The sequence below is a fragment of the Caulobacter sp. FG7 genome (assembly GCF_057808875.1).
In genome coordinates this window covers 20804-40000 of the sequence record NZ_JBMDIW010000009.1, presented here as the reverse complement: position 1 = coordinate 40000, position 19197 = coordinate 20804, and the positions used below count along the sequence as shown (strand labels likewise).

The 19197-nt window shown below is 70.9% G+C and carries 14 protein-coding genes; 6 read left to right on the top strand and 8 right to left on the bottom strand.

All coding sequences use genetic code 11. The features are described from left to right. Nucleotides 1-24: 24 nt before the first annotated feature. Both ACODR1_RS09295 and ACODR1_RS09290 read left to right on the top strand, forming a co-directional pair. Nucleotides 25-333, top strand: a complete 309-nt coding sequence (locus tag ACODR1_RS09295; protein WP_488880194.1) for a UBP-type zinc finger domain-containing protein — start codon at nucleotides 25-27, stop codon at nucleotides 331-333. A gap of 201 nt (nucleotides 334-534) precedes the next feature. After that, the gene (locus ACODR1_RS09290; RefSeq protein WP_488880193.1) at nucleotides 535-3342 is read left to right on the top strand and encodes a TonB-dependent receptor domain-containing protein; all 2808 of its coding nucleotides are present in this window, start codon (nucleotides 535-537) and stop codon (nucleotides 3340-3342) included. A gap of 54 nt (nucleotides 3343-3396) precedes the next feature. Here the strand turns inward: ACODR1_RS09290 and ACODR1_RS09285 are convergent, their stop codons facing one another. The 4 genes from ACODR1_RS09285 to ACODR1_RS09270 form a co-directional block, all read right to left on the bottom strand. After that, the gene (locus ACODR1_RS09285; RefSeq protein ID WP_488880192.1) at nucleotides 3397-5070 is read right to left on the bottom strand and encodes an FAD-dependent oxidoreductase; all 1674 of its coding nucleotides are present in this window, start codon (nucleotides 5068-5070) and stop codon (nucleotides 3397-3399) included. Nucleotides 5071-5098: 28 nt separating this feature from the next. Then, nucleotides 5099-5245 carry a hypothetical protein gene (locus ACODR1_RS09280; RefSeq protein ID WP_488880191.1) on the bottom strand — a complete coding sequence of 49 codons (147 nt, stop codon included), beginning with the start codon at nucleotides 5243-5245 and terminating at the stop codon, nucleotides 5099-5101. A 121-nt stretch (nucleotides 5246-5366) separates the two neighbouring features. Next, a complete protein-coding gene (locus ACODR1_RS09275; protein ID WP_101718766.1) occupies nucleotides 5367-5888 on the bottom strand; it encodes a Dps family protein in 522 nt (173 codons plus the stop codon). Between the two features lie 122 nt (nucleotides 5889-6010). Continuing rightward, a complete protein-coding gene (locus ACODR1_RS09270) occupies nucleotides 6011-6598 on the bottom strand; it encodes a helix-turn-helix transcriptional regulator (protein ID WP_488880190.1) in 588 nt (195 codons plus the stop codon). Nucleotides 6599-6758: 160 nt separating this feature from the next. On the opposite strand from ACODR1_RS09270, the gene ACODR1_RS09265 reads away from it, so the two are divergent. Further along, nucleotides 6759-8666, top strand: a complete 1908-nt coding sequence (locus ACODR1_RS09265; protein ID WP_488880189.1) for a PAS domain-containing sensor histidine kinase — start codon at nucleotides 6759-6761, stop codon at nucleotides 8664-8666. Here ACODR1_RS09265 and ACODR1_RS09260 read toward each other — a convergent pair. The 3 genes from ACODR1_RS09260 to ACODR1_RS09250 all read right to left on the bottom strand — a co-directional run bounded on the left by ACODR1_RS09260 (nucleotide 8663) and on the right by ACODR1_RS09250 (nucleotide 10250). Beyond that, a complete protein-coding gene (locus ACODR1_RS09260) occupies nucleotides 8663-9313 on the bottom strand; it encodes a response regulator transcription factor (RefSeq protein ID WP_488880188.1) in 651 nt (216 codons plus the stop codon). The two genes, ACODR1_RS09265 and ACODR1_RS09260, sit on opposite strands and share 4 nt — an antisense overlap. A 52-nt stretch (nucleotides 9314-9365) precedes the next feature. After that, nucleotides 9366-9728 (bottom strand): response regulator transcription factor, encoded by a 363-nt coding sequence (locus ACODR1_RS09255; protein WP_488880187.1) that lies wholly within the window; start codon nucleotides 9726-9728, stop codon nucleotides 9366-9368. A gap of 87 nt (nucleotides 9729-9815) precedes the next feature. Next, the gene (locus ACODR1_RS09250; RefSeq protein WP_488880186.1) at nucleotides 9816-10250 is read right to left on the bottom strand and encodes a transcriptional repressor; all 435 of its coding nucleotides are present in this window, start codon (nucleotides 10248-10250) and stop codon (nucleotides 9816-9818) included. Nucleotides 10251-10373: 123 nt separating this feature from the next. Here ACODR1_RS09250 and ACODR1_RS09245 point away from each other — a divergent pair, with 123 nt between their 5' ends. The 3 genes from ACODR1_RS09245 to ACODR1_RS09235 all read left to right on the top strand — a co-directional run bounded on the left by ACODR1_RS09245 (nucleotide 10374) and on the right by ACODR1_RS09235 (nucleotide 18584). Then, nucleotides 10374-11324, top strand: a complete 951-nt coding sequence (locus ACODR1_RS09245; RefSeq protein ID WP_488880185.1) for a LysR substrate-binding domain-containing protein — start codon at nucleotides 10374-10376, stop codon at nucleotides 11322-11324. A 155-nt stretch (nucleotides 11325-11479) separates the two neighbouring features. Beyond that, on the top strand, nucleotides 11480-13657 hold the full coding sequence (gene katG, locus ACODR1_RS09240) for a catalase/peroxidase HPI (protein WP_488880184.1): 2178 nt from the start codon (nucleotides 11480-11482) through the stop codon (nucleotides 13655-13657). 187 nt (nucleotides 13658-13844) lie between these two features. Then, on the top strand, nucleotides 13845-18584 hold the full coding sequence (locus ACODR1_RS09235) for an autotransporter domain-containing protein (protein WP_488880183.1): 4740 nt from the start codon (nucleotides 13845-13847) through the stop codon (nucleotides 18582-18584). A 22-nt stretch (nucleotides 18585-18606) separates the two neighbouring features. Here ACODR1_RS09235 and ACODR1_RS09230 read toward each other — a convergent pair whose 3' ends face one another. Continuing rightward, entirely contained in the window at nucleotides 18607-19116 is a 510-nt protein-coding gene (locus ACODR1_RS09230) for a GNAT family acetyltransferase (protein WP_488880182.1), read from the bottom strand. Between the last annotated feature and the right edge of the window lie 81 nt (nucleotides 19117-19197).

The window sequence follows — 19197 nt, the reverse complement described above, 5'->3', positions numbered from 1 at the left end:
ACGCCGAGCAGAAAGGCCGACCCGATGAGCTGCACCCACCTGTCCACCATCGTCGTCGTCACGCCCAGCGCCGACGGCTGCGAGGAATGCCTCAAGACGGGCGGCTGGTGGGTGCACCTGCGCCTGTGCCGCGCCTGCGGCCACGTCGGCTGCTGCGACCAGTCGCCCAGCCGCCACGCCAGCGCCCACTTCGCCGCCACCCAGCACCCGATCATCGAGGGCTACGACCCGCCCGAGGGCTGGGGCTGGTGCTATGTCGACGAGGTGATGTTCGACCTTACCGCCTACAAGACGCCCCACCCGCGCCCGATCAAGCGATGGGTCGAGGGGTAGCGCTACCCGATCGGGTGTTGTCCGGAAAACATCGTTCGCTCTATTGCCCGGATGATCTTCACGACTCTCGCCCACAGGCCGGCGAGGGCGACATCAGGGCGGGTCGGGGTGGCCTCTAGAGAACGACAAGACTTTTTCCGTGGACTGACGGTCATCGCCTGCGCCTGGGCCCTGGCGGGGCCAGCCCTGGCGGCCGAACGCATGACTGCGCTGGCCCTGCCTGCCCAGCCGCTGAACCACGCCCTGGCCGAGCTGGGCCGCCAGGCGCGGGTCGACATCCTGGTCTCCTCGGCCGTGGTCGGCGACCGACGCGCGCCGCCGCTGCGTGGTCGCCTGACGCCCAGCGAGGCCCTGGACCGGCTGCTGGCGGGAACCGGTCTGGAGTACGAGGCCGTCGAGTCCGGCGCCTATGTCGTACGCGCCCGGCGCGGCGCGGCGCCCGAGGCCGAGCTCGGACCGACCGCCCTGCCTGAGCTGCTGGTGGTGGGCGTGCGCACCCAGAACGTCGACCAGCGGCGCGATCCCGACGACATCCAGCCCTATCGCGTGTTCGAGCGCAGCACCCTGCGCGCGGCCCAGGCCCTTTCGGCCGACGACTTCCTGCAGACCTGGCTGACCAGCAACGGCGACAGCCGCCAGTCCATCCCGCGCCCCGGCCGCGGCATTCCGCCGTCGCGCTCCAACTTCGCCTTTCGCGACTCCAACGCCCAGGAAAAGACCCTGGTGCTGGTCGACGGACGACGCATGCCCGCCATCCCCAACTACAATCGGCTGGCGCAGGCCGACGTGGGGCCGATCCCGCTGGGGGCGATCAGCCGTATCGAGACCCTCGCCTCCAGCAGCGGAGCCCTCTATGGCCTGGGCGCGGTGAACGGCGTGGTCAACCTGGTGCTCGACCGCGACTATCGCGGCGCCGAGGTCGCCGTCACCACCGGCGCCAGCAAGGGCGGCGACGGCGGCTATAGCCGCTTCGACGCCCGCCTCGGCTACAGCAACGAAGACGGAAACACCGCGGTGATGGTCCGCTATGGCCAGAAGCGCTTCAACGGCGTCACGATCGGCGACCGATCCGAAGCCTTTGCGCCGCTCGACGGATCTTCGCTCAAGGCCGGCCAGAGCTACAGCCGGTCACCGGGGAACGGGATCACCCTGTTCGGGGTCAACGGTCCCTTCACGGTCGGCGGCGTCTCGATGTCGCAGACCTACATCCCCGCCGACTACGACGGCTCGACGCCGATCGAGACGGTGCTGATCCAGAACGCCGGCAAGTCGGCCCCGGGGCTGGCCCCGGCCCATAGCGTCCGCCCGCTGTCCAACGACAGCCGCACCGACGCCGTCCTGATCAATCTTCGCCAGAAGCTGTGGCGCGGCGCCGAGGCCTATCTGGACTACATCTATCTCGCCAGTTCCGACACCTACGCCACCGCCACCGGCGCTTTCTACACCACGCTGACGCCGGGCCAGGGGACGGCTTCGATGCTCTCGGGATCGAGCCCGATCGAACTCGTCGCGCCCATCCCCTTCGTTCAGGGAAGCGAATCCTCCCGGATCATCTCGCGTCGCTACACCGCGGGCCTGGTGTTCGACCTGCCTGCGCGCTGGCGGGGCGGCGTCGACTACGCCGTGGGCGGCGTACACGCCAATCAGCCCATCATCGACATTGGCTACGAGGGCCTGGCCTGGTCGACGGTCGCCAGCGGGATCGCGCCCGCCGACGGCCGGCCCGTACCCAACCCCTTCGGCGACCAGGCCAGGTTCCTGGCCGACCTCGCGCGCTACAAGGCGCCCTGGGCGGGAAACGACCCCTATGCGACCTCGCGGCTCGAGGACATCTCGCTGCGCGCCTCCGGACCGATCGCCCGGATCGGCGGCCGCGACCTGACGCTGTCGCTGACCGCCCAGCAGCTGTGGGAGGCCATGCCGACCTTCCCGCCCAACCGCACCAACCACCTCTCGAGCCGCACGCGATCGATCTTCGCCGAACTGCGCGCGCCGCTGGAAGGCGTGCTCGGCGTCAGAGGCCTGGAACTGCAGGCGGCGGCGCGACGCCAGGTCGGCCGGATACTGATCTCCGAAGGATCGCCCGCCACGCCGATAGAGAAATCCGCCGATCTCTTACTGGTCGGCGCGAAGGCCGAACCCGCGCCCGGCCTGGTCCTGCGCGCCTCCTACGCGCAAGGCGCGCAGTTGCCCGAGCCCTACATGCTCGCGGCCACCGCCAGCCTGGCCACCAGCAGCGTCATCGATCCCAAGCGCGATCCACGCCAGCCCGTCTATGCGGAGGGGTGGTTCCCCATCCTCTGGGGCGCGCCCGCCAACCTGCGCCCGGACCAGACGCGGACCTACTCGGCGGGCGCCGTGCTGGCTTCGCCGCTGATCCCGCGCACGCGCCTGTCGATCGACTACACCCGCATCGAAGGCCACGACCTGATGGTCACCGTGCGCAGGAGCGTCGACCTCTACATCCTCAACGAGGATCTCTATCCCGGCGCCGTCGTCCGGGCGCCGCTCAGCGACGCCGACCGCGCCAAGGGCTATACGGGCGGCCGGATCATCGGGGTGCGCGACCTCAACGAGAACACCGGCTCCAGCCTGATGCAGTCGGTGGACGTGGTCGCCGAGCACGACCTGGACCTGGCGGGCGGACGCCTCGGGCTCAGCGCCGCCCTGACCTGGCAGCCGACCCTGCTGAACTACATTCCGCCGGGCAGCGGCGCCTTCAAGCGCACCCCAGACGGCGCGACGCCGAAGTGGCGCGGCGCAGTGGGCGCCCGCTGGTCGACCCGGCGCTTCGCCGCCTCGGCCACCGTTCGCTATGTCGACGCCGACCTGGCGACGGCGCTGCCCGAGCGCACCACGATCGACCTGTCCGCGGCCTTCGAACTGCCTCGGGCGCCCGGCGCGTCCGAGACCGAGTTGCGGCTGGGCGTGCGCAACCTGCTCGACCGCTGGTCGGACGACGATCCGCTGAAGCGCCGGTTCGAAGCCACCCTGATCGCCCGATTCTAGAGCATTTTCCGACGCAGTGGATTCCGGTTCGTCGTCAGAAAATGCGTCAAAGCTCTACACCGCCCGCAGCGCCTCCAGGTCGCGGTGGATGGCCGAGACCACCACCGAGCCCTCGCCCACCCCGGCCGCCACGCGCTTGATCGAGCCCGAGCGCACGTCGCCGACCGCGTAGACGCCCGGCCGTTCGGTCTCGTAGGCCGAGCGGGCGCCGGGGACCTGGCCGCTCTCGCCGGTCAGCACGAAGCCGCGCTCGTCCAGGTCGATGCAGCCGCGCAGCCAGTCGGTGTTGGGCTCGGCGCCGATCATCACGAACAGCGCCCCGGCGTCGACCACGGTCTCCTCGCCGCTGCGATGGTCGGTCCAGCCGATCCGCCTCAGGGTGCGTTCGCCCTCCAGGCGGGAAACCTCGCTGAACGGATGCAAGGTGATGCGGGCCGAGCCCTCGATGCGCTGGACCAGATAGTCCGACATCGTCGCAGCCAGCCCCTCGCCGCGCACCAGCATGTGCACGTGGCCGACGGTGCGCGACAGGAACATCGCCGCCTGGCCGGCCGAGTTGCCGCCGCCGACCACCACCACCGCCTGCCCCCGGCAGAGGTCCGACTCCATGGCCGTGGCGGCATAATGGATGGCCTGGCCGTCGAAGCGGTCATAGCCCTCGACGTCCAGCTTGCGGTAGCGGGCGCCCGAGGCGATCACCACCACCCGCGCCAGCAGGGTCTGGCCGTCCTCCAGCTTCAGGCGGTAGGGGCGCTTGTCGCACTCGACCCCCACCACGGCCCGCGACACCGCCAGCCGCGCGCCAAACTTCTGGGCCTGCACCTGGGCGCGGCCGGCCAGGGCCTGGCCCGATATGCCGGTGGGAAAGCCCAGATAGTTCTCGATCTTCGAGCTGGCGCCGGCCTGGCCGCCGGGCGCCAGGCCCTCCAGGATCACCGTCGCCAGCCCCTCGGACGCCGCATAGGTCGCCGCCGACAGGCCCGCCGGCCCCGCGCCCACCACCGCCACGTCGAACACCGCCTGCGGGTCGAAGCCCTCGGTCATGCCCAGGCGGTCGGCCAGCGCCATGGTGTCGGGGTTGAGCAGCACGCTGCGGTCGGGCAGCACCACCGCAGGCAGGTCGGCGACGTCCAGGCCATGACGGCCCATGCAGCCGGACGCGGCCTCGTCGCTCTCCGCGTCGACCAGCCGCAGCGGATAACCGTTGCGCACGGCGAAGCGCTCGATGCGCAGGGTCTCCGGATCGTCGGGCCGGCCGATCAGCACGATCCCCGCCTCGCCGTGATGCAGGAAGCCCATGCGGCGCAGGATGAAGGCCCGCATGACGATCTCGCCGATGTCGGGCTCGGCCGCCATCATCCGCGGCACGTTCCTGTTGGCCACCCGCACCACCCGGCCATCGGTCAGGGCCCGCGCCCCGACCAGCAGGGCGCGGGCGTTGATCTGGTCGAGCTCGCCGCTGAACTGGCCGGCCCGGTGGATGGTCAGGATCTCGTCGTCGCCCGCCTCGCCGGTGCGGGTGATGCCCACCTGCCCGTCCAGCACCAGGAAGAAGTCGGCCCGCCGGTCGCCGCGCCGGAACAGCACCTGGCCTTTCGCAATCTCTTCCTCGACGCCATAGCCGGCCAGGCGCTCGGTCATCTCGGGCGACAGCACGGGGAAGATCTGGGCGGTGCGGGCGTAGGGGTCGTCGGCGGCGAGCGGCTTGGTGGCGATGGTATCGGTCACGGCGGGCCTCCTGGCGGTCCTTCGAACCCTAGTTCACGGAATGCCGGGAAGCGATGTCTTGAACGGAAACAGCGGCGCCTTCCGGCGCGGCGCGCGGCGTCACGGCGGCGAAGGCCGTCAGGGCCAGCAGGGCGGCGGTCGCGGCGCTCAGCGCCAGTTTCTGGATCCCGTTCACGAGCGACGCCCTTGGTCGGATAAAAGGGGGTGGCCCCGCCGGCCGCCGGGGGGGAGGTGCAGCGGGCGGGGCCTTGCGGGGTCCTGGCCTGGGGGGAGAGGTTCCAGGACCCCGAGGGGGATCAGGCGCGGTCGCGGCGACCGGCCTCGAACAGGAACCAGACGCGCTTTTCGGTCTCGTCGATCCAGTTCTCCAGAAGGCTGGCGGTGGCGATATCGCCATGCTCGTCGCAGGCCGAGTGCACCGCCCGCATGGCCGCGGCCAGGCCGCCGTTGTCGTCGCGCAGTTCGGCCAGCATGTCGTGCGGCTCGACGTAGTCAGCGTCGTTGTCCAGCACCCGCTGGGCGCGGGCGATGTGGCCGATCGAGCGCAGGGTCGTGCCACCCAGCTTGCGCACCCGTTCGGCGATCGGGTCGGTCATGGCGTAGAGCTCGTCGCCCTGCTCGTCGAACATCAGGTGGTAGTCGCGAAAGTGCGGGCCCGAGACGTGCCAGTGGAAGTTCTTGGTCTTGATGTAGAGCGCGAAGACATCGGCCAGCAGCGCGGTCAGGGCCGCGGAGATGTCCTTGGCGGCGGCTTCGCCCAGGCCCGTGGGCGTGGTCAGCGGGGCCAGGCGCCGGGCGCGGGCGATTTCGGTGTCCATGAGTCTTCTCCTGCGAAGGCGAGGTCCAGCGCCGCGCCGTTGAGAGTCATCTTGCGCGTCTGGCGGCGACCGTGCTTGGCGCGAGGCGCGCCGGCTTGAACGTCGGCGCCGTCGCGCTCGGCTCAGGCTCGCCGCAGCGAGCCCATCACCAGGGCCCGGCCCCACGGACGGTTCTCGCGGCGCCAGACATTGGGGGTCTGGCCGGTGTGGCGGCGGAACAGGCGCGTCAGGTGGGCCTGGTCGGCCAGGCCGCAGACGGCGGCGATATGGGCCAGGCTCTCGTCGGTCTCCAGCATCATCGCCTGGGCGTGCTCCAGGCGCCGGCGCATGATATAGGCGTGCGGCGTCTCGTCGGTGCTGACCTTGAAGGCGCGGCAGAAATAGCTGGCCGACAGGCCCACGCGGCCAGCCAGCACGGCGACCGAGACGGTCGAACCGATATGGGCCTCGACATGGGCCGCCACGGCCCGGATCTGCCAGCCGGCCAGCCCGCCGCGCGCCGGACCCGAGGACCGCACCCGCGAGCCGGGCAGGAAGCTGCGCTCCTCGCGCTGGACGGCGGTGTTCAGCACCACCGCCAGCCGGTCCAGCATCTCGCGGGCCGAGCCGAGGTCGGCGTCCAGGGCGGCCCGGGCCTGCTCGACCAGCCAGATCGCCTGGGGCGCGTTGGGAGACGGCCTGGCCGCCTGGGTGTCGATGGATTGCAACATGGCTCCGGCCTCCTGCCGCCTCGAATGACCGCAACCCTAGCGACGGTCGCTCATCCAACACACCGAACGGACGTTGACCGGACGTATCGACTTGGTTGGGCCGCCCCAGACCTTGGTAGGGGGTCCCGATCCGGGCCAGGCTTGCGCTATGAATCGCCTGATGCGCTTTTCGCCCTTCCCCTCGTCGCGCCCCTCGGCGGTCGGCCGCCGCCTGCGCCTGGCCGGCGCGGCCCTGATCGCGGCGGCCGTGTTCGTCATCGACACCTTCACCCCGCTCTCCAGCGCGGTGGCGGTGCTCTACGTGCTGGTGCTGCTGCTGGTCGGCGAGGAGCTGCCCGGCCGCAGGCTGTGGGTCGTCACCCTGGCCTGCGCCGCCATGGCCACGATCAGCTTCGCCTTCGCCCATGGGGAAGACGTCGAACTGGCCCCCACCCTGCGCCTGATGGTCAGCCTGGCGGCCCTGGGCGTGGCGGCCTTCCTGACCGGCCGCAACCTGGCCGCGCGCGAGATCCTGCAGGCCCAGGCCCGGCTGCTCGACGTCACCTCCGACGCGATCTTCATCCGCGATGCGCAGGGCCGCATCACCTTCTGGAACCGGGGGGCCGAGCGGCTCTACGGCTGGACCCGCGACGAGGCCCTGGGCCAGGACGCCCACCGGCTGCTGGCGACCACCCTGCCCGCCCCCTCCGAGGACATCGCCGCCCTGGTGGCCCGCGACGGCGCCTGGCAGGGCGAGGTCGGCCAGCGCCGCAAGGACGGCGGGATCCTCACCGTGCTCAGCGAGTGGATCCTGGAGCGCGACGAGACCGGCGCCCACGCCCTGCTGGAGAGCAACACCGACATCTCCGACCTGCGCCGCGCCGACGAGGCCCTGCGCCGCAGCGAGGCCCGCTACCGCACCATCTTCAACACCCTGGCGGTGTCGATCTGGGAGCACGACTTCCGGCCGGTGAAAGCCGCGCTGGACGAACTGCGCGCCCAGGGGATCACGGATCTGGCCGAGCACCTGGCCCGCAATCCCGAGGTCGCCCGCGAGATCAAGGCCAGGGTCGGCATCACCGACGTCAACGCCACCGCCCTGAAGATGATGGGCGTCGCCGACAAGGCCGGCTTCTTCCAGCGCCTGGACGAGCTCCTGCCCGAGACCGACGACAGCTTCGCCCAGTTCCTGATCGCCTTCGACGCCGGCGCGCCGCGCTTCGAGACCGAGACCACCGTGCGCAGCCGCACCGGCGAGATGATCCCGGTCATGGTCGCCCTGAACTTCCCGCCCGACGCGCAAGGCCTCGACCGCGTCCAGGCCTCGATCGTCGACCTGACCGAGCAGCGGCGGATGCAGGAACGCCTCGACCGCGCCCGCGCCGAGCTGGAGCACGCCCTGCGCGCGGCGACGCTGGGGGTGCTGTCGGCCTCGATCGCCCACGAGGTCAACCAGCCGCTGGCCGCCATCTCCAACGCCGCCGGCGCGGCCCAGCGCTGGCTCGACCGCGAGACGCCCGACCTCGACGAGGCCAAGGAGGCCGTCGCCGACGTCGTCCACGCCGCCGCCCACGCCGCCGAGGTGGTGCGCGGCATCCGCGGCCTGATCGCCCAGACCCCCGCCGATCGCGCAGCCCTGCCGGTCGACGGCCTGCTGGCCGTCTCGGCCGGCTTCGTGCGCCGCGAGATCGCCGAGCACGGCGTCGAACTGGTCCTCGATCCGCAGGCGCCCGACACCGTGGTCCAAGGCGACCGCGTCGTGCTGCAGCAGGCGCTGGTCAACCTGATGCTCAACGGCGTCCAGGCCATGGCCGCTGTCCCCGCCGAGGCCCGCCGCCTGCACGTCCGCTCGCGCCGCGAGGCCGGCGAGGCCGTGATCGAGATCGCCGACACCGGCCCCGGCTTCCCGCCCGACGCCGCCGACCGCGCCTTCGAGGCCTTCTTCACCACCAAGCCCGGCGGCATGGGCCTGGGCCTGGCCATCTGCCAGTCAGCCGTGGCGGCCCACGACGGACGGATCGCGGTGCTGCCGCCAACGGCCGGCGAGACCGGGGCGCGGATCGAGGTGCGGCTGCCGGCGCTCGCCTAGCCGCCCGCCCGGTCCCGTTCCAGCGCCTCGGCCATCCGCACCAGTTCGGCGAAGGATCCCGCGCGCATCTTCTTCATCAGGCTGCCGCGGTGCAGCTTGACGGTGATCTCCTGCAGGCCCAGCTCGCCGGCCACCTGCTTGTTGAGCAGGCCGGCGGTGACCAGGGTCATGACCTGTTGTTCGCGCGGGGTCAGGGCGTCGAAGCGGGCCTTCACCTCGGCGACATCGCGGGCCAGGGCGCGGCGCTTGCCGTCCTTGGCCAGGGCGGCGGTCACCGCGTCGATCATGTCCTGGTCGCGGAAGGGCTTGGCGAGGAAGTCGACGGCGCCGGCCTTCATCGCCCGCACCGTCATCGGCACGTCGGCATGGCCGGTCATGACGATCACCGGGGCCCGCACGCCGCGCGCGGCCAGGGTTTCCTGCAGGTCGAGGCCGCTCATCTTGGGCATGCGCACGTCCACCAGTATGCAGCACGGGGTGTCGGGCAGGGCCGCGTCGAGCAGCGCCTGGGCCGAGCCGTAGAGCGCCGTGCGCAGACCCACCGACCGGAACAGCCTGTCCATCGAGCCGCGGAACATCTCGTTGTCGTCGACGACCAGCACGGTCTGCACCGTCTCGTCGATCGCGCTCTCGGCCTTGCCCGGCATACCCACTCCCCCTTCCACCAGCGACGCGCCCCCGCGCCTCACGCCCAGCGCTTCACGTCTCGTCGAGCATCCGTCTCAAGGTCGCCTCGATCCGGTCGGGCGCACAGGGCTTTTCGAGAAAATCCCGCGCCCCGGCGCCCATCGCCTGGTCGCGCATGTCCGGAAAGGCGGTGACCACCACCACCGGCAGGTCCGGATGGCTGGCCTGTAGGCGGCGCAGCAAGTCGAGGCCCGAGATCTCCGGCATGTGGATGTCGGTGACCACGCAGCCCCAGGCCTCCGGGCCCGAGGCCAGGAAGCTGGCCGCCGAGGCGAAGACGCCGACCTCCAGCCCAAACGAGCGGATCAGTCGCGCGAGGCCCGAGCGGACAAGGGCGTCGTCGTCGATGACGGCGATGGCGCGCCGGCGGGACATGGCGTTTCTCTAAGCACGCCCGTTACATGGACGCTGACCGGGACTGGATTAGACCACCGCCACCGCCCCCGACACCCATACGCTGGTTTATCCCCCGCCCGCCGGCCCGCCCTCGCGGCGCATGACCACCACCACCTCGACCCCGCCCGGGCGCCTGGCCAGCGCGTCGCGCAGCATGGCCAGCAGGGTCTCGGGCGAGACGTGCAGGTCGACGATCCGCGCGGTGTCCTCGTAGATCAGGTGGAAGTGCGGCTCGGGCTGGGTGTCGAACACCGGCTCGGCCGTAGTGGTCGGCAGCCGTCCCAGGAGGCCGTGGTCGGCGAAGGCCTCGACCTGGCGGGCGATCTCGGCCGGCGGCATGGCCAGGCCCGCCTCGGCCGCCAGTTCGGCGATCTCGGGCGCGGTCAGGTGCGTCTCCTCCGAGGCGCGCAGCAGCGCCAGCAGGCGCGAGGTCGGGCCGCGGCAAGGCAGGCCCGCGCGACGCAGCTCGTCCTGCAGGACGGCGTCCACGGCATGGGGCATCGTCAGGCGTCCTCCCGGCGGCGAAGGACGGTCACGATCGTTTGCGCGTCGCGACCTCTTCCTCGCGTCCGTATCGCGGCCAGCTTGGCGCAACGGGCCGCGGAAAAGAAGTTTCAAAGATCAATGATCGCGATAGGCTTCGGCTATCGAGAACCGGAAACCGGCGGCATGAACCTGCGCGATCTCCGCTATCTGCTGGCCGTGGCCGAGCACGAGCACTTCGGCCGCGCCGCCCGCGCCTGCGGCGTCAGCCAGCCCACCCTGTCGGTCCAGATCCGCAAGCTGGAGGACCTCTTGGGCGTCGTCCTCTTCGAGCGCGGCGGCAAGACCGCCACCCCGACCGCCGCCTGCCGCCAGCTGCTGGACCACGCCCGATCGGCGGTGACCGCGGCCGAGGCCGTGCTGGCCACCGCCCGCAGCCTGCGCGATCCGCTGGCCGGCCGCTTCCGCCTGGGGGTCATCCCGACCCTGGCGCCCTACCTGCTGCCGCTGGTGTTCGGCCCGCTGCGCGAAGCCCTGCCCGCGCTGGAGCTGGAGCCGTGGGAAGACCAGACCGCCGCCCTGCTCGAACGCCTGCGGGCCCATGAACTGGACGCCGTGCTGCTGGCCACCGACGAGACCGCGCCCGACCTGATGGGCGCGCCGCTGTTCGCCGAGCCGTTCCTGGCCGCCCTGCCGCCCGACCATCCGCTGGCCGCCCGCGAGGCGGTGGCCGAGACCGATCTGACCCGCGACATCCTCGTGCTGTCCGAAGGCCACTGCCTGCGCGACCAGGCGCTGGAAGCCTGCGGCCAGACCACCGCGCTGGGCGCCTCGCTGCGCGCCTCCAGCCTGACCACCCTGCTGAACATGGTCGCCGCCGGCTACGGCACCACCCTGATCCCGGGTCTGGCGGCCGGCGCGGCCCAGGACGCCGGCATCGTGCTGAGGCCGCTGTCGACCTGGACCGGCCGCACCATCCGCATCGTCTGGCGCGCCCAGTTCCCCCAGCGCCCCGCCGCCGAGGCCGTGGGCGAGATCATCGCCCGCCGCCTGCGCGGCTACACCGAGAGCACCGCCGCCGACGCGGCCTGAAGATCGGCCGACGGCGGACGAAACGATCCGGGAGGGTTGGCCGCGTCTATCGAAGCGATAGGAACAATCAATTGTACCAATGGCGGAAAGGGCGCGTTGACTAGGCCCGACGGGGGAAATGGCGAACGCAACAAGCCAACCGGAGGAAGCCGACAATGGATGGGAACGTCGATCCTAAAGCGCAGGGCCAGTGCCCGGTCGGCCATGGCCGCGGGCGAGCAAACCGCGACTGGTGGCCCCAGCATCTCAGCCTCGAGAGCCTGAACCAGCACAACCCGCGCTCAAATCCGCTCGGCGCGTCCTTCAACTACGCGCAGGCCTTCCACGGCCTCGACCTCAATGCGGTGATCGCCGACCTCCACGCCCTGATGACCGACAGCCAGGACTGGTGGCCCGCCGACTTCGGCCACTATGGCGGCCTGTTCATCCGTCTGGCCTGGCACAGCGCAGGCACCTATCGCACCAGCGACGGCCGCGGCGGCGCCGGCGGCGGCCAGCAGCGCTTCGCCCCGCTCAACAGCTGGCCCGACAACGCCAATCTCGACAAGGCCCGCCGCCTGCTGTGGCCGATCAAGCAGAAGTACGGCGCCAAGCTGTCGTGGGCCGACCTCTACGTGCTGGTCGGCAACGTCGCCCTGGAGTCGATGGGCTTCAAGACCTTCGGCTTCGGCGGCGGCCGCGCCGACCAGTGGGAACCCGAGGAGCTCTACTGGGGTCCCGAAGGCAGCTGGCTCGGCGACGAGCGCTACAGCGGCGAGCGCCAGCTGCACCCGGCCCTGGGCGCGGTGCAGATGGGCCTGATCTACGTCAATCCCGAAGGCCCCAACGGCAATCCCGACCCGAAGGCCGCGGCGCGCGACATCCGCGACACCTTCGCCCGCATGGCCATGAACGACGAGGAGACCGTCGCCCTGATCGCCGGCGGCCACAGCTTCGGCAAGACCCACGGCGCGGGCGACCCGTCCTTCGTCGGCGTCGAGCCCGAGGGCGGCGAGATCGAGGCGCAAGGCCTGGGCTGGGCCAGCAAGCACGGCACGGGGATCGGCGCCGACTCCATCACCGGCGGCCCCGAAGTGATCTGGACCCAGACCCCGACCAAGTGGAGCAACCACTTCTTCGAGAACCTCTTCAAGTACGAGTGGGAACTGCATGAAAGCCCCGCCGGCGCCAAGCAGTGGCGGGCCAAGGACGCTCCGGCCGACATCCCCGACGCCTACGACGCTTCGAAGACGCACGTGCCGCGGATGCTGACCACCGACCTCGCGCTGCGCTTCGACCCGGAATACGAGAAGATCTCGCGCCGGTTCCTGGAGAACCCCGATCAGTTCGCCGACGCCTTCGCCCGCGCCTGGTTCAAGCTGACCCACCGCGACATGGGCCCCAAGGCCCGCTATCTCGGTCCGCTCGTGCCGGAAGAGACCCTGATCTGGCAGGACCCGATCCCCGAGGTCGACCACCCGCTGGTCGACGGCGCCGACGTCGCTGAACTCAAGCGCCAGATCCTGGCCTCGGACCTGTCGATCGCCGAGCTGGTCTCGGTCGCCTGGGCTTCGGCCTCGACCTACCGGGGCTCCGACAAGCGCGGCGGCGCCAACGGCGCCCGCATCCGCCTGGCCCCGCAGAAGGACTGGGAAGTCAACGACCCGCCCACCCTGGCCAAGGTGCTGGGCGTGCTGGAAGGCATCAAGGCCAGGTTCGACGCCACGGGCGAAAAGAAAATCTCGCTGGCCGACCTGATCGTGCTGGGCGGCGCGGCGGCCGTCGAGGAAGGCGCCAAGGCGGCCGGCTCGCGGATCACCGTGCCCTTCGTCCCCGGCCGCGCCGACGCCTCGGCCGAACAGACCGACGCCGACAGCTTCGATCCGCTGGAGCCCTTGTCCGACGGCTTCCGCAACTATCGTCGCGAGGGGACCCAGTTCATGGCCCCCGAAGAGGCCCTGGTCGACCGCGCCCAGCTGCTGCGGCTCTCCGCTCCCGAGATGACCGTCCTGGTCGGCGGACTGCGGGTGCTGGGCGCCAACGCCGGCGGCTCCAAGGCCGGAGTGTTCACCGAGCATCCGGGCGTGCTGAGCAACGACTTCTTCGTCAACCTGCTCGACATGGGCACGACCTGGAACCCGACGGCGGTCAACGCCTTCGCCGGTTCCCCCCGGGCCGGCGGCGACCCGCGCTGGACCGCCACCCGCGTCGACCTGATCTTCGGCTCCCATGCCGAGCTCAGGGCCCTGGCCGAGGTCTACGGCTCGGCCGACGCCCAGGACAAGTTCGTGGTCGACTTCGTGGCCGCCTGGAACAAGGTCATGAACGCCGACCGGCTGGACCTGAACCAGTAGGCCCTGAACCAGTAGGCGACGAAACCTCGATCCGCGGGGCGCTGGCCGAAAGGCCCGCGCCCCGCTTCATGTCCGCCCCGCCGCGTGAAGAAGTTGACCAGAGCGCGAGGAGATATCCCGGAGCATCTGGACGTTGCGCCACAGCAAAGCTAGACGCCATCGCGGTTGATGTTCCCGGGGGGCGTACATGCTTCAGCTGAATGGTTTCAAGGCGCGGAGCCTGCGCGCGCGTCTGCTTGGTTGCAGCCTGGCGGCCCTGGCCGCAGGCGCGGGAAGCTCGGCCTGGGCGGCCTGCGCGCCCTACCCGGTCGAGGTCGGAAACACCGCCAACTGCACCGGCGCCACGATCGGCGGACTGACCGTCCAGAAATCCAGCCTCGTCAACATCCTCCCCGACGCCAGCCTGTCGGCGGCCAGCGGCGACCTGGCCGCCTTCCGGGCGGTTTCGCCGATGGGCGTCACCAATGGTTCGATCATCAACCTGAACGTCCAGGGCGCGATCTCGGGCGGCTCGGCCGACGGCGTGCTGGTCAACAGCGGCGAGTATCGCCCGGGCTACTACTGGCCCTCCACCCGCCTCAACATCATCGTCGGCGCGAACGCGACGATCGAGGGCGCGGCCGCCATCCGGCTGCAAGGCACCGCGGGCAACCGCTACGGCCTGGCGGTCGCCGAACTCGACAACAGCGGCCAGATCCGCTCGACCAGCGGTCCGGCGATCGTCAGCACCGACGCCTCGGTCGAAGGCTTCTTCTCGATCACCAATCGCCGGACCGGCTACATCGGCGGCATCCAGGCCGGCGTGCAGCAGCTCAACAACGCCGGGATCATCGACGGCGGCGCGCTCAGCGCCGTGAGCACCCCCGCAGCCGTGGCCCAGCCCTATGCGCACAGCATCCTCTATTCGCTGAATAACGACGCCGGCGCCGAGATCCGCTCCAACAGCACGGCAGCGACCATCAAGGCCTCATCCCTGCCGACCATCATCAACAGCGGCTTGATCGCCAACCGTGGCTCGGGCGCGGCGCTCGAGGTCGGCTCCGGCGTCACCCTGACCAACACCGCCAGCGGGGTGATCTCCAGCGGCGGCGCCGTGGCCATCCAGTCCGGCGGCCCCAACGTCACCATCTACAACCGAGGCCTGATCACCGGCTCGATCGTGGTCGCCTCGCGCCCCGGCGTCTACGGCTGGACGACGATCGACACGGTCGGCGGCCGGATCGTCGGCGACGTGCTGCTGGGTGATTCCGACGATCTCGTGATCGGAACCTATGACGTCGCCACCCGCCGGCTGCAGGAGATCTCGGGCCGCGTCGACGGCGGCGGCGGCCTCAACACCCTGCAGTTCATCCTCAATCAGTCGGTCGAGCTGAACGCAGGCCTGATGTCGGCCGACTACGTCAACTTCCAGGCCTATCGCATGGCGCTGGCCCAAGGGACCGTCCTGACGCTGAACGGCAATACGCCCGTCGGGCTGTCGGTGGCGGGCTACGGATCGATCGTCACCAACGGCGCGGTGACCAGCACGGGCACGGCCTTCGCGTCCTACTATTCGCCCGACTACTATTACGGGGGCCTGTCGTTCACCAACAACGGCTCGGTCACCAGCAGCGTCGCCCCGCCCGCGCCGGGCTATGCCGGCCCCGCGGCGATCAACCTCGCCAATCTGAACAGCTTCGTGAACAACGGCTCGATCGTATCGAGCGGCGTCGGCGTCATCGCCAGCCTGACCGGTTCCGGAACCCTGACCAACTACGGCTCGATCAGCGCCGTCGCCACCGCGCTCTCGGTCTCGAGCGGCTCGGTCCTGAACGAAGGTGAGATCCGCTCCACCGCGGGCGTGGGCCTCTACGTGTCGCTCGGCGGCGGCACGGTGATGACCAGAACCTCCACGAACAAGGGCGTGATCGAGGGCGCGACCGCCGGCGCCCAGGTCTCGTCGATCGTCCTGGCCAACAGCGGGACGATCACCGCGAGCAACGGCTACGGTGTCATTCTCGACAGCTACTCGCGCGTCGACAACCTCGCCGGCGGGGTCATCTCCGGCTCCAAGGGCGGGGTGCGCGCCGACTGGGCCGGCATCGTCAGCAACGCGGGCGTCATCAACGGCGACGTCACCTTCTCGGGCGACGGAACCTACATCGACGCCGGCGGCCAGCTGAACGGCTCGCTGACCATGAGCTATCGCGACGACAGGCTGATCACCGACCTGGACCGCCTGCAGGACGGGAAGTTCAGCTTCCTCACCGGCGCCGTGGACGCCGGCGACGGCGTCGACCAGCTGATCCTGCGCACCGCCAAGAGCGCCGACGTAACCCTGAGCCTGCCCACGAGCTTCGAGGCCCTGGGTCTCGAACTTCGCGACGACGCGGTCGTGAAGGCGGCGGTCTCCTCCCCCCTGACCTCGCAGTTCTCCGTGTCGGGCAAGGGGTCTCTGGACCTGACGGCCGACATCACGACCACGACCGGCAGCGCCATCAAGGTCACCTCTCCCTACGACGCTTCGCTCTACAGCGACGTCAGCCTGGTCAGCCGCGGCGCGCTGCAGTTCACGGAAGTCACCTACGACTACACCGGCGGCGCGGCCGTCGACCTGAACAACAGCACCGAGTTCGAGAACGCCGGGTCTATCAACGTCGCGCTCTCGCCCCAGTCCTGGTCGCAGACCACGCCGACGGCGATCCGCGGCGGCGACAAGGTGACCAACTCCGGCCTCATCACGCTGGAAGGCGGCGCCGGGGTGAGCAACACGCTCACCCTGGTCAATACCGGCGAGATCCGGCAGGTCGCCGGAGGCAAGGCGGCCATCGGCGTCCTCAATGTCGCCAAGCTCGAGAACAGCGGCGTCATCGAAGTGGCCGGAGCGGCCGTCTCCGGCGGCTACTACGCCTCGGCGATCATCCAGAACGACGGCGTCATCCGCAGCACGGCGGGTACGGCCATCCAGGGCAGCGGCTATGCCCCCCTCGCCATCACCAACGGCGTCAACGGCGTGATCGAGGGCAAGACCGGCGCGATCGCCGGCGGCTACTATGCCGACAAGATCCGCAACGACGGCACGATCATCGGCGCGATCAACCTCGGTTCCGGCGACGACAGGATCGAGAACTACGGCTCCATCGAGGGCGCGGTCCTGCTGGGCGAAGGCAACGACACCTTCGTGCAGATGGCCGGCGCCAAGATGAACGGCCCCCTCGACCTGGGCGCGGGCGACGATGTCCTGCGCCTGCTGTCCGGCGCGAACTTCACCGGCGGCGCCAGCGGCGGGACCGGCTACGACCGCCTCGAACTGGCGCTCGGCGGAACCGACGCGGCGCCGGTGGCGCTGGGCTCGACCGCCTTCACCGGCTTCGAGGTCCTCGCCGTGGAGTCGGGCGTCGTCTCGCTGGCAGGCGACTACGGCTTCGACAGCATCACCATGGCGGGCGGCCGCCTGATCGGCCTGGCCGGCTCGCGCCTGTCGGCCGCCAACATCCTGGTGCAGAGCGGCGCGACCTTCGGTTCAGCCGGCGCGGTCGTCGGCAACCTGACCATCAACGGCGTGCTCAGCCCTGGCGCCTCGCCGGGCACGATGACGCTCACCGGCAACCTGGCCATGGCCAGCGGCTCGTCGGCGGTGTTCGAACTGGGCGCGACCAGCGACAGACTGGCGGTCTCGGGCGCGGTCACGATCGCGCCGAACACCACCCTGAAACTCGTGGGCGAACGCGTGCTGGCGCCAGGCCGCATCCTGGACCTGATCACGGCCGGCGGCGGCATCGCCGGCCGCTTCACCACCGTCGAAGGCGCGCAGGCGCTGAGCGTCCACCTGCGCCAGGGCTCCGATCGCCTGCAGGCCGTCGGCCTGTTCACCAGCGACCAGACCCTGCCCGGCCAGGCCGCCGACGCGGTCGGCGCGTTCAACGCCGCGATCGTGGCCAACACGGCCAGCGCGACGCTGACCGCGGCCATGCCGAGCCTGACCCTGGCCTCGACCGGCCGCAGCGACGCCGCCGCCCTGATCCGCGTCACGCCGCAGGCCTACGCCTCGGCCCTGCAGCTGGGAACCGAGAACGGCCTGACGATCGTGGAGGCCGCCCGCGCACAGTCGGCCTCGGCGCCCGAGACAGCCGGCCTGTTCGGCTTCGGCCAGGCCATGCTCAACCGCCGCACCCTGGACGGCGACGCCGCCGAGGGCGTGGCCGGCGGCAAGGTCGACGGCGCCGGCGTGCTGGCCGGCGTCGGTTACGGCGCCCGCCAGGCCTGGGCCGGCGGCTTCGTCGGCTATCTCGACGGCCGCGAACGCCTGGGCGGCCTGGACGCCCGCACCGAGACCCGCAGCTTCGTGGCCGGCGTACAGGGCGGCCTCGCCTTCGGCGACCTCGCCCTGGGCGGCGTGCTGGCCCACGACAGCGCCGAGGCCGACACCCGCCGCGGCCTGCCCGGCGGCGCCTCGGCCCGCGCCGAGGACTACAAGCTCAAGACCTGGTCGGCCGACCTCAACCTGACCTACGCCACCGCCCTGAACAGCGACTGGCGACTGGCGCCCAGCGTCGGCGTCAGCTGGATCCAGGCGGAGCGCGCGGCGGTCGGCGAGACCGGCGGCGGGGCCTTCGCCCTGTCGGTGAACAAGGAGCGCCTCTCCAGTCTGTTCGTCGACGCCCAGGTCACCCTGGTCGGCGGCCAGGCGGCGGACGCGCGTCTGCGTCCCTACGCCTCGATCGGCCTGCGCAGCCTGGTCGACGGCGACGGCGTCAGTTCGACCGCCAGCCTCGGCGGCGTGCAGCTGCGCGCGGCCGGCGTCACGCGCGCCGACACCCTGGCCACGGCCGGGGCGGGCGTCAGCTACCAGGTCAGGCCGAACGTCTCGGTGTCCGCGCGCTACGCCGGCGAGTTCGGCGACGGCGGCCGCCAGTCGGGCCTGCTGGGCGTGCAGTGGGCCTTCTGACCGGCCTCACCGCTCGCAAGCTTCAGCCGCCGGCGCTTCCGCGCCGGCGGCTTTTCTCTTTGCGGGCCTCGGCGTCGTCGTCGTCGCCGACCTTCTCCTCCACGGCGGCCGAGAAGCGCTGGTATGCGCCCAGCCCCACCAGGACAAGCACCGCCGCGACCAGCAGCATGGTCGGATAGACCAGCTGGGAAACGTCCGTGCGGGCGGTCTTGAACACCACCACCAGCGCCTCGAGGAACAGGGCGATGACGATGGTCGACAGGAACTTGGTCAGGCTGCGCCGGGCCTCGGCCGCGCTGCGCTTTTCCTCGCCGCGTCGCACCTCGTCCTCGAACAGGTACTTGGCCACGTCGAACACGGCGATCGCCACGATGATGTAGCCCAGCACGTCCAGCACCGCCTCGGCGCCCGACTGATCGGGATTGCGCAGTCCGGCGAGCGCCTCGTTGATCCCCAGGGCCACCAGGCTCATGGCCGCCAGCAGCAGCAGCAGGCTCGCGGCGGCGAAGATGGCGCGGGTCACATAGGTCACGGCAAGCTCCCGGGGGCCCCGACCCAAGCGGGGCCGGTCGCGGGGCATCAACGTTCGCCGCCCCGCTCCGGTTCGCCGCGC

What these genes read in the sequence shown, in the direction of transcription:
- ACODR1_RS09250 (WP_488880186.1), bottom strand. Translation starts at nt 10,250, where the DNA reads ATGCCCCATGCCGTGGACGCCGTCCTGCAGGACGAGCTGCGTCGCGCG.
- ACODR1_RS09255 (WP_488880187.1), bottom strand. Translation starts at nt 9,728, where the DNA reads ATGTCCCGCCGGCGCGCCATCGCCGTCATCGACGACGACGCCCTTGTC.
- ACODR1_RS09290 (WP_488880193.1), top strand. Translation starts at nt 535, where the DNA reads ATGACTGCGCTGGCCCTGCCTGCCCAGCCGCTGAACCACGCCCTGGCC.
- ACODR1_RS09295 (WP_488880194.1), top strand. Translation starts at nt 25, where the DNA reads ATGAGCTGCACCCACCTGTCCACCATCGTCGTCGTCACGCCCAGCGCC.
- ACODR1_RS09270 (WP_488880190.1), bottom strand. Translation starts at nt 6,598, where the DNA reads ATGTTGCAATCCATCGACACCCAGGCGGCCAGGCCGTCTCCCAACGCG.
- katG (WP_488880184.1), top strand. Translation starts at nt 11,480, where the DNA reads ATGGATGGGAACGTCGATCCTAAAGCGCAGGGCCAGTGCCCGGTCGGC.
- ACODR1_RS09245 (WP_488880185.1), top strand. Translation starts at nt 10,374, where the DNA reads ATGATCGCGATAGGCTTCGGCTATCGAGAACCGGAAACCGGCGGCATG.
- ACODR1_RS09260 (WP_488880188.1), bottom strand. Translation starts at nt 9,313, where the DNA reads ATGCCGGGCAAGGCCGAGAGCGCGATCGACGAGACGGTGCAGACCGTG.
- ACODR1_RS09265 (WP_488880189.1), top strand. Translation starts at nt 6,759, where the DNA reads ATGCGCTTTTCGCCCTTCCCCTCGTCGCGCCCCTCGGCGGTCGGCCGC.
- ACODR1_RS09235 (WP_488880183.1), top strand. Translation starts at nt 13,845, where the DNA reads ATGCTTCAGCTGAATGGTTTCAAGGCGCGGAGCCTGCGCGCGCGTCTG.
- ACODR1_RS09275 (WP_101718766.1), bottom strand. Translation starts at nt 5,888, where the DNA reads ATGGACACCGAAATCGCCCGCGCCCGGCGCCTGGCCCCGCTGACCACG.